At 61.5% G+C, this 14,154-nt stretch carries 13 protein-coding genes; 8 read left to right on the top strand and 5 right to left on the bottom strand.

Annotated elements, in window-relative coordinates:
• Positions 1-73: 73 nt before the first annotated feature.
• On the bottom strand, positions 74-1,261 hold the full coding sequence (gene mltA / locus HU806_RS14385; protein ID WP_186612021.1) for a murein transglycosylase A: 1,188 nt from the start codon (positions 1,259-1,261) through the stop codon (positions 74-76).
• Positions 1,262-1,385: 124 nt separating this feature from the next.
• On the opposite strand from mltA, the gene HU806_RS14380 reads away from it, so the two are divergent.
• The gene (locus tag HU806_RS14380; protein WP_186612020.1) at positions 1,386-1,835 is read left to right on the top strand and encodes a c-type cytochrome; all 450 of its coding nucleotides are present in this window, start codon (positions 1,386-1,388) and stop codon (positions 1,833-1,835) included.
• Between the two features lie 60 nt (positions 1,836-1,895).
• Here HU806_RS14380 and HU806_RS14375 read toward each other — a convergent pair whose 3' ends face one another.
• Together HU806_RS14375 and ligB are read right to left on the bottom strand one after the other, a co-directional pair.
• On the bottom strand, positions 1,896-2,291 hold the full coding sequence (locus tag HU806_RS14375; RefSeq protein ID WP_186612019.1) for a DUF1090 domain-containing protein: 396 nt from the start codon (positions 2,289-2,291) through the stop codon (positions 1,896-1,898).
• A gap of 90 nt (positions 2,292-2,381) precedes the next feature.
• A complete protein-coding gene (gene ligB / locus HU806_RS14370; RefSeq protein ID WP_186612018.1) occupies positions 2,382-4,055 on the bottom strand; it encodes an NAD-dependent DNA ligase LigB in 1,674 nt (557 codons plus the stop codon).
• A 207-nt stretch (positions 4,056-4,262) separates the two neighbouring features.
• Between ligB and HU806_RS14365 the strand changes: the two genes are divergently transcribed.
• Positions 4,263-4,883 carry a LysE family translocator gene (locus HU806_RS14365; RefSeq protein ID WP_186612017.1) on the top strand — a complete coding sequence of 207 codons (621 nt, stop codon included), beginning with the start codon at positions 4,263-4,265 and terminating at the stop codon, positions 4,881-4,883.
• 63 nt (positions 4,884-4,946) lie between these two features.
• On the opposite strand, the gene metK is transcribed toward HU806_RS14365, so the two are convergent.
• Together metK and HU806_RS14355 are read right to left on the bottom strand one after the other, a co-directional pair.
• Positions 4,947-6,137 (bottom strand): methionine adenosyltransferase, encoded by a 1,191-nt coding sequence (gene metK, locus HU806_RS14360; RefSeq protein WP_186612016.1) that lies wholly within the window; start codon positions 6,135-6,137, stop codon positions 4,947-4,949.
• 19 nt (positions 6,138-6,156) lie between these two features.
• On the bottom strand, positions 6,157-7,152 hold the full coding sequence (locus tag HU806_RS14355) for an ArsR/SmtB family transcription factor (RefSeq protein ID WP_186612015.1): 996 nt from the start codon (positions 7,150-7,152) through the stop codon (positions 6,157-6,159).
• Between the two features lie 254 nt (positions 7,153-7,406).
• On the opposite strand from HU806_RS14355, the gene tkt reads away from it, so the two are divergent.
• The 6 genes from tkt to fba all read left to right on the top strand — a co-directional run bounded on the left by tkt (position 7,407) and on the right by fba (position 13,657).
• Positions 7,407-9,404 carry a transketolase gene (gene tkt, locus HU806_RS14350; RefSeq protein ID WP_186612014.1) on the top strand — a complete coding sequence of 666 codons (1,998 nt, stop codon included), beginning with the start codon at positions 7,407-7,409 and terminating at the stop codon, positions 9,402-9,404.
• A 146-nt stretch (positions 9,405-9,550) separates the two neighbouring features.
• The gene (epd, locus tag HU806_RS14345; protein WP_186612013.1) at positions 9,551-10,606 is read left to right on the top strand and encodes an erythrose-4-phosphate dehydrogenase; all 1,056 of its coding nucleotides are present in this window, start codon (positions 9,551-9,553) and stop codon (positions 10,604-10,606) included.
• A gap of 24 nt (positions 10,607-10,630) precedes the next feature.
• Complete coding sequence (locus HU806_RS14340) at positions 10,631-11,794, top strand: phosphoglycerate kinase (RefSeq protein WP_186612012.1); 1,164 nt, start codon at positions 10,631-10,633, stop codon at positions 11,792-11,794.
• Positions 11,795-11,825: 31 nt separating this feature from the next.
• Positions 11,826-12,050, top strand: coding sequence for a hypothetical protein (locus tag HU806_RS14335; RefSeq protein WP_186612011.1), 225 nt, complete (start codon positions 11,826-11,828; stop codon positions 12,048-12,050).
• A gap of 57 nt (positions 12,051-12,107) precedes the next feature.
• The gene (locus tag HU806_RS14330) at positions 12,108-12,443 is read left to right on the top strand and encodes an MliC family protein (protein ID WP_186612010.1); all 336 of its coding nucleotides are present in this window, start codon (positions 12,108-12,110) and stop codon (positions 12,441-12,443) included.
• A gap of 149 nt (positions 12,444-12,592) precedes the next feature.
• On the top strand, positions 12,593-13,657 hold the full coding sequence (gene fba / locus HU806_RS14325) for a class II fructose-bisphosphate aldolase (protein ID WP_003177554.1): 1,065 nt from the start codon (positions 12,593-12,595) through the stop codon (positions 13,655-13,657).
• Positions 13,658-14,154 lie beyond the last annotated feature (497 nt).

The raw sequence follows: 14,154 nt of genomic DNA, 5'->3' as shown, positions 1-14,154 counted from the left end.
TGTAGAGGTCAGCGTTTGAGCGGTTCCCATCGCGATGAGCTCGCGATGAGGTCCCGCCCATCGACTCCAATCCTCAGGGATTGGCAGTGATCGCATTCGCCACCTGCGGCACTTGCGGCAAAGCCATACCCTTGGGCCAGAGCATCCAGATTTGTCCTTGTTGCTTCATGTCCCCCGCCAGTTGCCCCGCAGCCTCGCCGGTGCCCCAGAACAGGTCGGCCCGTACTTCGCCGGTAATCGCGCCGCCGGTGTCCTGGGCCGCGACGGGGCGATTCAAGGCGCTGCCATCGGGGCGAGTCGTGGATAGCCACAACAGGCTGCCAAGGGGGATTACCTTGCGATCCACCGCCACGCTGTAGCCGGCGGTGAGCGGTACGTTCAGCGAGCCGCGAGGGCCTTCGTTGCTGTCGGGGTTGCGGTTGAAGAATACATAGCTGGGGTTGCTCCCCAGCAACTCCGGAATCCGCTCCGGGTGGGCCTTGGCCCAGGCATTGATGGCGCCCATGGTCACGTCTTCTTTCTTCAGCTCGCCCTGTTCGACCAGCCACCGGCCGATGGGCCGATATGGGTGGCCGTTCTGGTCGGCGTAGCCGATGCGCACCTGGCGACCGTCATCGAGTCGAATACGCCCCGAACCCTGGATCTGCAGGAATTGCAGGTTCATCGGGTCTGTCAGCCAGGCGATAACTGGCGCCTTCACCCCTTGGGTCTCGATGGTAGTCGCGTCGTCGTAGGGTTTCAGCACTCGGCCTTCGAGGCGACCGCGCAGGCGCTTGCCCTTGAGTTCGGGATAGAGGCTGTCCAGTGCAACGACGATCATGTCCTCCGGCACGCCGTACACCGGGATATTCGCGGTAGCTGTTTGGGTGAGGCTGCCGGGATAGACCGGTTCGTAGTAGCCGGTGATCAGGCCGTTGGGGCTGTTGTCGCCCGAGCGTAGGCCATAGACGTCCAGGTGCTTTTTCATAAAGTTGCGTACGGCCGATGCGGTCTGCGGCACATTGGCCGCTGCCGCGCAGGTCGGGCCCCAGTTCGGGTCGGCCTTGAGCCGGGTGCAAGCGCTGCGCCAGGAACCGAAACCGGCCAGCAAGTCTTCGTCGGAGACCGAAGGCAGCGCCTCCCACGGTGCGCTGACATAAGTGGCGAGGGCGTGGGTCTTAGGCTCTTCGATTTTTTCACCGCGATTGCAGCCTGCCAGTAATGCGATCAGCGGTAGGGTCAACGCCAGGCTTTTCTGCCAGGGCTTGAAGCGGCTGTTCATGAAATTTTCCTTTGCAGTCGTTGAGCGCGGTCAGGCGCTCGACAACCCGTATTGTTGATAGGGCCATTGGTCTTTGCCCGCGACCCGGAGGATACTAGCGGCCGTTTCCCGTTCCGAGGCCAAGATGTTTGTAAGACGATTTTCCATGGTCGTGCTGGCTTGCCTGGTGTTGTCCGCCTGCGGTGGCGTCGACCCCAACTCCCCGCTGGGCCAGCGCAAGGCGATTTTCAAACAGATGCTCAAGACCAACGAAGAGTTGGGTGGCATGCTGCGCGGACGTATTCCATTTGACGGCGCACGTTTCGCTGAAGGCGCGGTAAAACTCGATCAACTGTCCCGCGAGCCGTGGAAGCACTTCCCACCGGTACGCGAGCAGGACCACACCAGCGCCTTGGACGAGGTCTGGCAAAAACAGGCGCGTTTCCAGGAGCTGGCCCGTAGCCTTGAGATTGCCACCGGTGAGTTGGTGGTGGCCAGCAAAGTCCAGCCCTACAGAGCCAGTCAGTTGGGACCGGCGGTGCAACAGGTCGAAGATGCGTGCAGTGCCTGTCACAAGGAATTTCGGGATTATTGATGTGGGGCAGCTGCAAGCCACAAGTTACAAGCTGCAAGCTTGAAGCTTGAAGCTTGAAGCCTACTTGTCCAACTCATCCACCGCTTCCTGCAGTTCCTTGCGCGAAGCCGCCAGTTTGTCCTTGCGCTTGTTGATCCTCTCCGCGTCGCCCTTCTTCATGGCTTTTTCCAAGTCGGCCTGACGGCGACTGACTTCATGCTTGGCCTCGAGCACTTTGTTCTCGCGCTCCTTGCGCAAGGAGGCGTCGGTGCAGTGGGTTGTGACTTCGCTCAGTGCCGTTTCGAGACCCGCCTGCTGCTCCTGATTGCCTCGGGACTTGGCCTGCTCGATCTGGTTGATGATGCCCTGGCGCTTGGCCGCGCAGCCGGTGAGCTCCGGGGTTTGCTCATCCGCCAATGAAGAGGTAGCCATGGCGCTGCATAACACCAGAAGGGCAACAGGGGGCAGGAAATTCATAGCAACTCCGTATAAAGACGCGCGGGCGGTCGGGCAGATGCGCTGTTTGACGCATGCCTACCCCTTGGGTTCAACCGCGCGGGGCCTGAATTAGAAGCCATCGACCCCTGCGGTGCGTAGTGTTTCAGTCAAGGCCAGCACCTGCGGGTCGCGAAAAAAAGCGCTTAGTTGCGCGGCGCGTCCCGGCCCGATGCCGGCCTCGGCTTGCCATTGTTCGGTGCTGCGCTCGGCCAATGCCTGCCACGGTCCGTCCAGCCTGGCCTGTGCGGTAGGCGGCAGGCCGAGGGCCTTGAGCCACTGGCGAAACGGTCGATGCCGGGCGCTGTCTAGGCTGGCAAGCAGTTGGGTACTGCTGCGTTCGCCGAAGCCGGCAATGGTAGCAAGCTCGGCGGCATCGAGGGTCAACCAATCGAGCAACCCGTCGAGTCGCCCGGCGGCCAGCAGTTTTTCCCAGGTGCCCGGGCCGACATGACGCAGGGCGAGCCCGTGCTTGCCGCTGAGCCAATCCAGGCGTGCCAGGAATTGACTCTCGCAGCCGGGCGTCGGTTGCCAGCAACTCAAGAAATGATAATCGGCCGCCGCTGGGGCACTCACGTCTTGGCGCTCCAGGCTGCGCAGCACAACCGCGTCGAGTCGCGGGATCGTCAGGCCGGCCAGGCTGATGGCAACGCGATCGCCGGGGCGTACGTCCATGTCCTCCCAGTGCTTGAGCGAGCTGACGCTCACCCGGCGGATCCTGCGGTCGTCGAGCAGGGTAGGTTCAATTTCCAGCACGGGCGTGATGCGTCCGGTACGACCGACCTTGAAGTTTACTTTGCGAACTTCGGCAAGGGCTTGGGCATACGGGTATTTCCAGGCCACGCTCCAGAAAGGCGCCTTGGCCTGCCAGCGGTCGGCGGATGGACGGCGGCTCTGGCGCAGGACGATTCCATCAGTGGCGAAGGGCAGCGGCGTGCGATACCAGTGGTTGCGCCAGTGCTCGGCATCGGCCAGGTGCCGGACGGGCTGGTTGTAGTCCAGGGTGTCAGCGAAGCCCAGCTCATTCAGCGCGGTCATCCGCTCGGGCAAGGTGTCCGGCCCTTCTGGCCAGTCCCAGGCGAACAGACCGATATATTGCGTATCGTGCGTCGTCAGGTTGCCGCGCGCCATCAGGCCCGCCACGGTCCCCCGGGCGTTCAAGCTGCCCCTGACGGCTTGGACGTGATCGTCCAGGCGCCGATACAACTCGCCTTGGACGACCACGCTCAAAGGCTGGCTCAGTTGCTGCGGAATGGCGTCGATCTTGCGCGCATTCGTGGTCCAGTCATGCCCGTGTTTGCCGTCGCCACGGCTGATCGCCTGCTGCAGGCGCCCTTCCCGATAGACGAGAGTCACTGCCACGCCATCGACTTTCGGCTGGATCCAGACATCTTCTCGGTGGCGTAGCCAGGCTCCCACCGTGTCGGCGTCCTTGAGTTTTTCCAGGCCGGTGTGAACGATCGGGTGCGCCACCTTTCCGCCCGCTGAGCGCAGCGGATTCGTGGGCGCGGCGAGGTTCAGGCAAGTGCGCCATTGGTCCAGCTGTTCGAGGGACTGGTCATAAAGTTCGTCGGCCACCAGGGATCGGCCGAGGCGGTGATAACTGTCGTCCCAAGTGTCTATCTGCTGTTGCAGCGCGGCGATTTCTGCTCGGGCGCGCTCGGCGGGCCAGTCGGGGCAGGGCGCGGCGACTGCAGGGACAGTGACGAATAGCAGGCAGGCAAGTACATGAAAAAGCGCTGGCATCGAAGCATCCTTGCTTGGTTGAGTACCTGAAGGCTAGTCATTGCCTGGGAAGTCGCGAGACTTGGAGCGTTACCGGATTTTGCGGAGCCTGATGGCGAAGTCGCGGCGGTACAGTTGAGGTATGAATTCGTCGCGCAACTGTCCCTTGAACCCCTCGACGACCGGCGCAGAATGGGCCTTCGACTCGTCGCTGCCAGGAGCGCCCCGATGGACCTGACGACCCTCGCTGTTTTCATCCCAGCCTGCTTTGCGTTGAACATGGCGCCGGGGCCTAACAATCTCCTGTCCATCAGTAACGCTTCGCGCTATGGCTTCGTCCGGGCGTGCAGTGGCGGTGCCGGCCGGTTGCTGGCGTTTGCGATCATGATTGCCTTGGCGGCAGTAGGGCTGACCGCCGTCCTGCACACTTCCGAGTTGTTATTCCTGGGGATCAAGCTCGTTGGTGCCGGTTATCTGTTCTTTCTCGCCGTGCAGTTGTGGCGGGCTCAGCCTGAAACCGACAGCGAGGCGGCGATGACCTCCACGAGCATGGCCAGTCTGGCGCGTCAGGAATTCCTGGTGGCGATTGGCAATCCGAAAGCGATCCTGCTGTTTACCGCGTTCCTGCCGCAGTTCGTTGACCGCTCCGGCACCGTCACCCAGCAATTCGCGGTGCTCGGCGGGCTCTTCCTGGCGTTGGAATGCGTTGCCATCGGCTTGTATTGCTACATGGGTATTTATGCGCGACGACTGTTTGCCCGGCCGAGTGGCAAGCGGCTGTTCAATCGGATGTGCGCGGGGTTGTTGGCGAGCGCGGCTTCGTTCTTGCTGGTGGCGCGGCGGGCCTGAACAGCGGATACAAAAAAGCCCCTGGCGACTACATCGCCAGGGGCTTTTTCATTTCATCGGGTATTACAGGCCGGCAGCGGCGCGCAGGGCGTCAGCGCGGTCGGTCTTTTCCCAGGTGAACGTGGTGAACGTGTCGTCACCCACGGTCTTGGTCTGCGGCGTGCGGCCGAAGTGGCCGTAGGCTGCGGTCTCCTGGTACATCGGGTGCAGCAGGTCGAGCATGGTGGTGATCGCGTATGGACGCAGGTCGAACACTTCGCGGACCAGGTTGATGATCTTGTCATCGCCAATCTTGCCGGTACCGAAGGTGTTCAGCGAGATCGACGTAGGCTGGGCGACGCCAATGGCGTAGGACACCTGGATCTCGCAGCGCTCGGCCAGGCCGGCGGCGACGATGTTCTTGGCGACATAACGACCGGCGTAGGCCGCCGAACGGTCAACCTTGGATGGATCCTTGCCGGAGAACGCGCCGCCACCGTGACGGGCCATGCCGCCGTAGCTGTCGACGATGATCTTGCGACCGGTCAGGCCGCAGTCTCCCACCGGGCCGCCAATGATGAACTGGCCAGTAGGGTTAATGTGGAACTGGGTGTCCTTGGACAGCAATTCGGCAGGCAGTACGTGCTTGACGATCAGTTCCATCACGCCTTCGCGCAGGTCTTTGTAGGACACTTCCGGGTTGTGCTGGGTCGACAGCACGACGGCGTCGATGCCAACGACCTTGCCGCCTTCGTAACGGCAGGTCACTTGCGACTTGGCGTCCGGGCGCAGCCAAGGCAGCAGGCCGGATTTACGGGCTTCAGCCTGACGCTGGACCAACTGGTGCGAGAAGGTGATCGGCGCTGGCATCAGCACGTCGGTTTCGTTGCTGGCGTAGCCGAACATCAGGCCCTGGTCGCCAGCGCCCTGGTCTTCCGGCTTGGCGCGGTCAACGCCCTGGTTGATGTCGGGGGACTGCTTGCCGATGATGTTCATCACGCCGCAGGTCGCGCCGTCGAAGCCGACGTCGGAGCTGTTGTAGCCGATGCCCAGGATCACATCGCGAACGATCTGTTCCAAGTCGACCCAGGCCGAGGTGGTGACTTCGCCGGCGATGATCGCCACGCCCGTTTTCACCAGAGTCTCGCACGCCACGCGGGCGAACTTGTCTTCAGCAATGATGGCGTCCAGCACCGCATCAGAAATCTGGTCGGCGATTTTGTCCGGATGCCCTTCAGACACGGACTCGGAGGTGAAAAGGGAGTATTCGCTCATCTCGATGTTTTCCTACAAGTTACCGATGGTGAGTGTCGCCAGCCGGTCGCTGAAAATGGCGGACCTGAATCTGGAAACCATTACGTAAGCCTACATAGAGGCTTTCCCCGGGCACGAGGCCCGCAGCGGTGGCCCAACGGGCCAGATCGTCCTGTTCAAACCCCAACCATAGATCACCGCAGGCCTCCTTGGCCCAACTCTGGTTGTGGCTGCATAACTCTGTCACCAACAGGCTACCGCCCGGTTGCAACAGGTTGGCCATGTGCTTGAGCGCATCGGCCGGCGCGGCAAAATGATGAAGCACCATATTCAATACAACGCAGTCGGCCCGCAGGTTCACGCTGTTAAGGGCGTCGGCCAGTTGCAGGCTGACGTTAGCCAGCGCCTCACGCTCGCACACCTGGCGGGCCAGCTCCAGCATGGCCGGGCTGTTGTCCAGCGCCGTCACCTGGCCGAAGCGCCGCGCCAGTTCCGGAAGGAAAGCACCGTCGCCGGGGCCGACTTCAATGGCCGTGGCAGCCGGCTCGAAGCTCAATTTGTCCAGCAGCGCCACAACGCTGTCACGGTACTGCGGCAGTCCTGCGATCAAATCCTGCTGGGCGCGAAATTTCTCTGCCACCCGTGCGAAGAAATCCTGGCTGGCTGCAGCCCGTTGCCCGTGTACCTGGGCGATGCGCGCCTGCACGTCGATCGGCAGATCCAGCTCATCCACTTCCTCCAGCAGCGCGGCGTGCAGCTTGCCGCCCAGAAGGTCGGTATGGGGCAGGGCGCGGCGATAAAAAATCGCATTGCCTTCACGGCGGGTCGCCACCAGGTCAGCCTGGGCCAGCACTTTAAGGTGATGGCTCATGCCGGATTGGCCGATACCAAAGATCTGCGCCAGTTCCAGCACGCCGAATGAGTCGTTGGCCAGGGCGCGCAATACATTGAGCCGCAACGGATCGCCGCCGGCCTTGCAAAGGGCCGCCAGCTCATCGCAATCGTCATGGCGAATGGAAGGCACGCGTAAATTCATGGACGGCAGTCTAGTGACCGGTCTGGCCCATCGCAAGGGCAATATCAAAAAGTTTTGATATTGCTCGATAAATGGCACTTCCCGAAGGAGGCGTGACTCTACCCACCATCAGCGGAAAGGTTTCACCCAGCTAATGCGACGTTATCCGCCGCAAATATCGCCTTTGGACGACTATCTGATTGCCCAAGGCGGGTGGGTGAGGGAAAATGCTCGCCTTTTTTCAGTTTCGTTATTCAAAACCCAGGAGATCAGCGATGCCCAGCCGTCGTGAGCGTGCCAATGCCATTCGTGCCCTTAGCATGGATGCCGTGCAAAAGGCCAACAGCGGCCATCCCGGTGCCCCCATGGGTATGGCGGATATCGCCGAGGTGCTATGGCGCGACTACCTCAAGCACAGCCCGAGCAACCCAGCGTTTGCTGACCGTGACCGCTTCGTGCTGTCCAACGGCCACGGCTCGATGTTGATCTACTCGCTGCTGCACCTGACCGGCTACGACCTGTCGATCGATGACCTGAAGAACTTCCGCCAGCTGCATAGCCGCACCCCGGGCCACCCGGAATATGGCTATACCCCGGGCGTGGAGACCACCACCGGTCCATTGGGCCAGGGCCTGGCCAATGCCGTGGGTTTTGCCTTGGCGGAAAAAGTCCTGGCCGCGCAGTTCAATCGTCCAGGTCACAACGTAGTCGATCACCACACCTACGTGTTCCTGGGTGATGGCTGCATGATGGAAGGCATTTCCCATGAAGTCGCCTCTCTGGCCGGCACCCTGGGCCTGGACAAGCTGATCGCGTTCTATGATGACAACGGCATTTCCATCGACGGCGAAGTCGAAGGCTGGTTCACCGACGACACCCCGAAGCGTTTCGAGGCCTACAACTGGCTGGTGATCCGCAACGTCGACGGTCACGACCCTGAAGAAATCAAGATTGCCATCGAGACCGCTCGCAAGAGCACCCAGCCGACCCTGATCTGCTGCAAGACCACCATCGGTTTCGGCTCGCCGAACAAGCAAGGCAAGGAAGATTGCCACGGCGCGCCACTGGGTGCCGAGGAAATCGCCCTGACCCGCGCCGCGTTGAAGTGGGAGCACGGTCCGTTCGAAATTCCGGCCGACATCTATGCCGAATGGGACGCCAAGGAAAAAGGCCGCGCGGCCGAAGCCGAGTGGGACCAGCGTTTCGCGGCCTATTCCGCCGAATTCCCTGAGCTGGCCAACGAGCTGGTGCGTCGTCTCAGCGGCGAGCTGCCGGCCGATTTCGCCGAGAAGGCTTCTGCCTATATCGCTGAAGTCGCGGCCAAGGGCGAGACCATCGCCAGTCGCAAGGCCAGCCAGAACACCCTGAACGCCTTTGGCCCGCTGTTGCCGGAACTGCTCGGCGGCTCGGCCGACCTGGCCGGTTCCAACCTGACGCTGTGGAAAGGCTGCAAAGGCGTCAGCGCCGAGGACGCCAGCGGCAACTACATGTACTACGGCGTTCGCGAGTTCGGCATGAGCGCGATCATGAACGGCGTTGCCCTGCACGGCGGCCTGGTGCCTTACGGCGCGACCTTCCTGATGTTCATGGAATACGCCCGCAACGCCGTGCGCATGTCGGCGCTGATGAAAAAACGCATTCTGTACGTGTTCACCCACGATTCCATCGGCCTGGGCGAAGACGGCCCGACGCATCAGCCGATCGAGCAACTGGCGAGCCTGCGCTGTACGCCGAACCTGGACACCTGGCGCCCATGCGACGCCGTGGAATCGGCCGTGGCCTGGAAACATGCCATCGAGCGTAACGACGGTCCGTCGGCGCTGATCTTCTCGCGTCAGAACCTGCAGCATCAGGAACGCGATGCTGGCCAGATCAGCGACATCAGCCGTGGCGGCTACGTGCTCAAGGACTGCATCGGCGAGCCTGAGCTGATTCTGATCGCCACCGGTTCGGAAGTGGGCCTGGCCGTTCAGGCGTTTGACAAGCTGACCGCGCAGGGCCGCAACGTGCGCGTCGTGTCCATGCCGTGCACCAGTGTGTTCGATGCCCAGGATGCCGGCTACAAGCAGGCCGTGCTGCCGCTGCAAGTCAGCGCGCGGATTGCCATTGAAGCCGCCCATGCCGATTACTGGTACAAGTATGTGGGCCTGGAAGGCCGCGTCATCGGCATGACCACCTACGGCGAATCGGCCCCTGCGCCAGCGCTGTTCGAGGAATTCGGCTTCACCCTGGAAAATATCCTGGGTCAGGCTGAAGAACTGCTGGAAGACTGATCCGCAAACAGGTTGTCTGTTCTGACGCTATTGTGAGCAAGCTCGCTCCCACACGGTTTTTACCGGTCTTGTGGGAGCGGGCTTTTCAGCGATAGCGCTGGCCCAGACGACGCTGCCTCAATGGTTCAACCCGATCAGAGAGCCCCATGCCCCAACCGCGTCCCTACAAAGTTGCACTCAACGGCTACGGCCGCATTGGTCGTTGCGTCTTGCGTGCGTTGTTCGAGCGAGGGGCCTCGGCCGGTTTCGAAATCGTGGCGATCAATGATCTGGCTGACATGGCCAGCATCGAATACCTGACACGCTTTGACTCCACCCACGGCCGGTTCCCCGGCGAAGTGCGGGTCGAGGGCGATTGTCTGCATATTAATGGCGATTGCGTGAAGGTCCTGCGCAGCGCCACCCCCGAAGGCATTGATTGGGCGTCCCTGGGCGTTGATCTGGTGCTTGAATGCTCCGGTGCCTACAACACCCGCGACGATGGCCAGCGCTTCATTGCTGCGGGTGCGCCACGGGTGCTGTTCTCCCAGCCGATGGCCAGCGAGGCGGATGTCGACGCCACCATCGTCTACGGGGTGAACCAGGATTGCCTGACCGGCGAGGAGCTGCTGGTGTCCAACGCGTCCTGCACCACCAACTGCGGCGTGCCGCTGTTGCGTCTGCTGGATCAGGCCATTGGTCTGGAATACGTGTCGATCACCACGATCCATTCGGCGATGAACGACCAGCCGGTGATCGACGCCTATCATCACGAGGACTTGCGCCGGACCCGTTCGGCCTTTCAATCGGTGATTCCGGTGTCCACTGGTCTGGCGCGTGGCATCGAACGGCTGTTGCCGGAACTTGCCGGGCGAATTCAGGCCAAAGCCGTGCGGGTGCCGACGGTCAACGTGTCCTGCCTCGACATTACGATGCAGACCGTGAGCGATACCGACGCCACCGAGGTCAACCGGATCCTGCGCGAAGCCGCCACCAGCGGCCCGCTCAAAGGCCTTCTGGCCTACACCGAATTGCCTCACGCCAGTTGTGATTTCAACCACGACCCACATTCGGCCATTGTCGATGCCAGCCAGACCCGCGTTTCCGGGCCCCGGCTTGTGAACATCCTGGCCTGGTTCGATAACGAATGGGGTTTTGCCAATCGAATGCTGGACGTTGCCGAGCATTACCTGCAAACCGCTTCCAATAAACCTGCTCTCTAAACAGTTACCCAGGAATTGCGACCCATGACCGTGTTGAAGATGTCCGACCTCGATCTGCAAGGTAAGCGCGTACTGATCCGCGAAGACCTCAACGTCCCCGTCAAGGACGGTGTTGTCACCAGCGACGCGCGTATCCTGGCCTCGCTGCCGACCATCAAGCTGGCCCTGGAAAAAGGCGCGGCCGTGATGGTTTGCTCCCACCTGGGCCGTCCGACCGAGGGCGAGTTCTCAGCCGAAAACAGCCTCAAGCCTGTCGCCGATTACCTGAGCAAGGCCTTGGGCCGCGAAGTGCCGCTGGTGGCCGATTACCTGGGCGGCGTCGACGTCAAGGCCGGCGACGTCGTGCTGTTCGAAAACGTGCGCTTCAACAAGGGCGAGAAAAAGAACGCCGATGAACTGGCCCAGCAATACGCCGCCCTGTGCGACGTGTTCGTAATGGACGCGTTCGGCACGGCTCACCGTGCCGAGGGCTCGACCCACGGCGTGGCGAAATTCGCCAAAATCGCCGCTGCCGGCCCGCTGCTGGCAGCCGAACTGGATGCGTTGGGCAAGGCCCTGGGCTCTCCGGCCCAACCGATGGCCGCTATCGTTGCCGGTTCCAAGGTTTCCACCAAGCTGGATGTGCTCAACAGCCTGAGCCAGGTCTGCAATCAGCTGATCGTCGGCGGCGGCATCGCCAACACCTTCCTCGCCGCAGCCGGTCACCCAGTCGGCAAGTCGCTGTACGAGCCGGATCTGTTGGATACCGCCCGTGAAATTGCCGGCAAAGTCAGCGTGCCGCTGCCAGTGGACGTGGTCGTTGCCAAGGAGTTCGCCGAGAGCGCCACCGCCACGGTCAAGCTAATCGCTGACGTGGCCGAGGACGACATGATCCTCGACATCGGCCCACAAACCGCCGCCAACTTTGCCGAACTGCTGAAATCTTCCAAGACTATCCTGTGGAACGGTCCGGTCGGTGTGTTCGAGTTCGACCAGTTCGGCAACGGCACCAAGGTGTTGGCCCAGGCCATCGCTGAAAGCGCCGCGTTTTCAATCGCTGGCGGTGGCGACACCCTGGCGGCCATCGATAAATATGGCGTGGCCGAGCAGATCTCCTACATTTCTACCGGTGGCGGCGCGTTCCTCGAATTCGTCGAAGGCAAAGTGCTGCCGGCCGTGGAAGTCCTGGAAAGCCGGGCCAAGGCCTGAGGCAACGTTGACCAGGCAAAGGAGTGTTCCGATGGTCAAGACGTTCATGACGCTGCTGGCCGCGACATTGCTGGCGGCCTGCTCGAGCAGCCCGAAAGCCACGACGCCCGATACTGCGGCGCCAACGCCCGAGGAAGGCTGCTACCAGGCTGACTGGCAGGCCGAGACCAACCCGGTGCTGAACAAGCGATCCGGCCCGGACGGCCTGGATAAATACGAGACGCAAGCGCCGGTCAAGGAACATGGTTGCCCTTGACGGGTCAGACTCTTTAACTCAGGGCGGGCGGCGCGGGCCGTCAGCCGAGGAACACGGATGAAAGGCTTTATCGCCGTTGTGGCATTGGCGTTGTTGGCCGGTTGCTCGCAACTGGGTTTTTTGCAGTCGTCCGAGCCTGCCGTAGGGGGCTGGACGAGCTGGACGTGTGACAGCGAGGCCAAGGTGCTCTGGCGTTATACCGATGCCGCTCACAAGGAAGTCGACGTACGCCTGGGAGGCGCCGAGAAGGTCTATCACCTCAAGCTGGAACCGGGCGCTGAAGGTTCGCTGTACAGTGATGACATGCTGGCGTTTCACGTAAAAGGCGAGGAAGGCCTGGCATATTGGGTCGCTACCAATGACTTGATTGGGCGTGGCTGCAAGGCTGATTGAACTGATTCCAAGGCCCCGTGCAAGCGCTACGATTTTTGCAACACCGAACACGCAGGCCGGGCCAGCCCGACCGGCAATGACTTGAATAGCCGCCGCCGCTCCGGCAGGCTGGCACGATTAACGACCCTCGACCGGGAGAGACACACACAATGGCACTTATCAGCATGCGTCAGATGCTGGACCACGCAGCCGAGTTCGGCTACGGCGTCCCAGCCTTTAACGTCAACAACCTTGAGCAGATGCGCGCCATCATGGAAGCCGCTGACAAGACTGACTCCCCGGTGATCGTCCAGGCTTCGGCCGGTGCCCGCAAATACGCCGGCGCGCCGTTCCTGCGTCACCTGATCCTGGCGGCGATCGAAGAATTCCCGCACATCCCGGTGTGCATGCACCAAGACCACGGCACCAGCCCTGACGTCTGCCAGCGCTCCATCCAACTGGGCTTCAGCTCGGTGATGATGGACGGTTCCCTGGGCGAAGACGGCAAGACCCCGACCGATTACGAATACAACGTGCGCGTGACCCAGCAGACCGTCGCCATGGCCCACGCCTGCGGCGTCTCGGTGGAAGGCGAGCTGGGTTGCCTGGGCTCTCTGGAAACCGGCATGGCCGGTGAAGAAGACGGCATCGGCGCCGAAGGCGTTCTGGATCACAGCCAGATGCTGACCGACCCGGAAGAAGCCGCGGATTTCGTCAAGAAAACCCAGGTCGACGCCCTGGCCATCGCCATCGGCACCAGCCACGGCGCCTACAAGTTCACCAAGCCACCTACCGGCGACGTGCTGGCGATCGACCGCATCAAGGAAATCCACAAGCGCATCCCTAACACCCACCTGGTGATGCACGGCTCGTCCTCGGTGCCGCAGGAGTGGCTGGCGATCATTAACCAGTACGGTGGCGACATCAAGGAAACCTACGGCGTGCCGGTTGAAGAAATCGTCGAGGGCATCAAGTACGGTGTGCGCAAGGTCAACATTGACACTGATCTGCGTTTGGCTTCGACCGGTGCGATGCGTCGCTTGATGGCGACCAACCCGAGCGAGTTTGACCCGCGTAAGTTCTTCGGTGCGACCGTGACGGCGATGCGTGATGTGTGCATTGCCCGTTATGAGGCGTTTGGTACGGCGGGTAATGCTTCGAAGATCAAGCCTATTTCTTTGGAAGCTATGTATCAGCGGTATTTGAAGGGTGAGTTGAACGCTAAGGTTAATTGATGATTTAGCGCTGTGAGAAAACCCGCAGAGATGCGGGTTTTTTTTATGGGTGGGGTTTCTTGTTTTTGTGTGTATATCCGTTTTTTTTGTAACGGCTACTTATGGTTCCGCTCTTACAGCGGCTCACTTTTGAGAAGCGCAAAAGTAAGCAAAACGCTTTTGCCCCACCACTCGGTGCCTCGCTAGGGCTCGGCATGCCCTCACTCCGGCATTGCTCCATGGGCCCGCCGCGAAGGGCCATCCATGGCCCAGCGCAGCTATCCCGGCATCCATGCCGGGATGCCCACTCCACAATGCCTGCGTTCGGCCATCGTGGTTAACGGGGCGCCCGAGATCAACGTCCACGCCGAGGCGGCTTTATAGCCGACCTGGCTCTTGGTGGGACCGCGTTTCCCCTGTGCGAACCGAAGTGCGCCCCAGAAGTTGGACACCCTATCCAACCTCCGGGGTGTTTTCATGAGTAAGTACACATCGCAATTCAAGCTGTCCGCTATCAC

The sequence above is a fragment of the Pseudomonas sp. SWRI154 genome, assembly GCF_014268645.1.
Taxonomy (GTDB): Bacteria; Pseudomonadota; Gammaproteobacteria; order Pseudomonadales; family Pseudomonadaceae; genus Aquipseudomonas; species Aquipseudomonas marvdashtae.
This window is presented reverse-complemented; position numbering and strand designations above follow the sequence as displayed.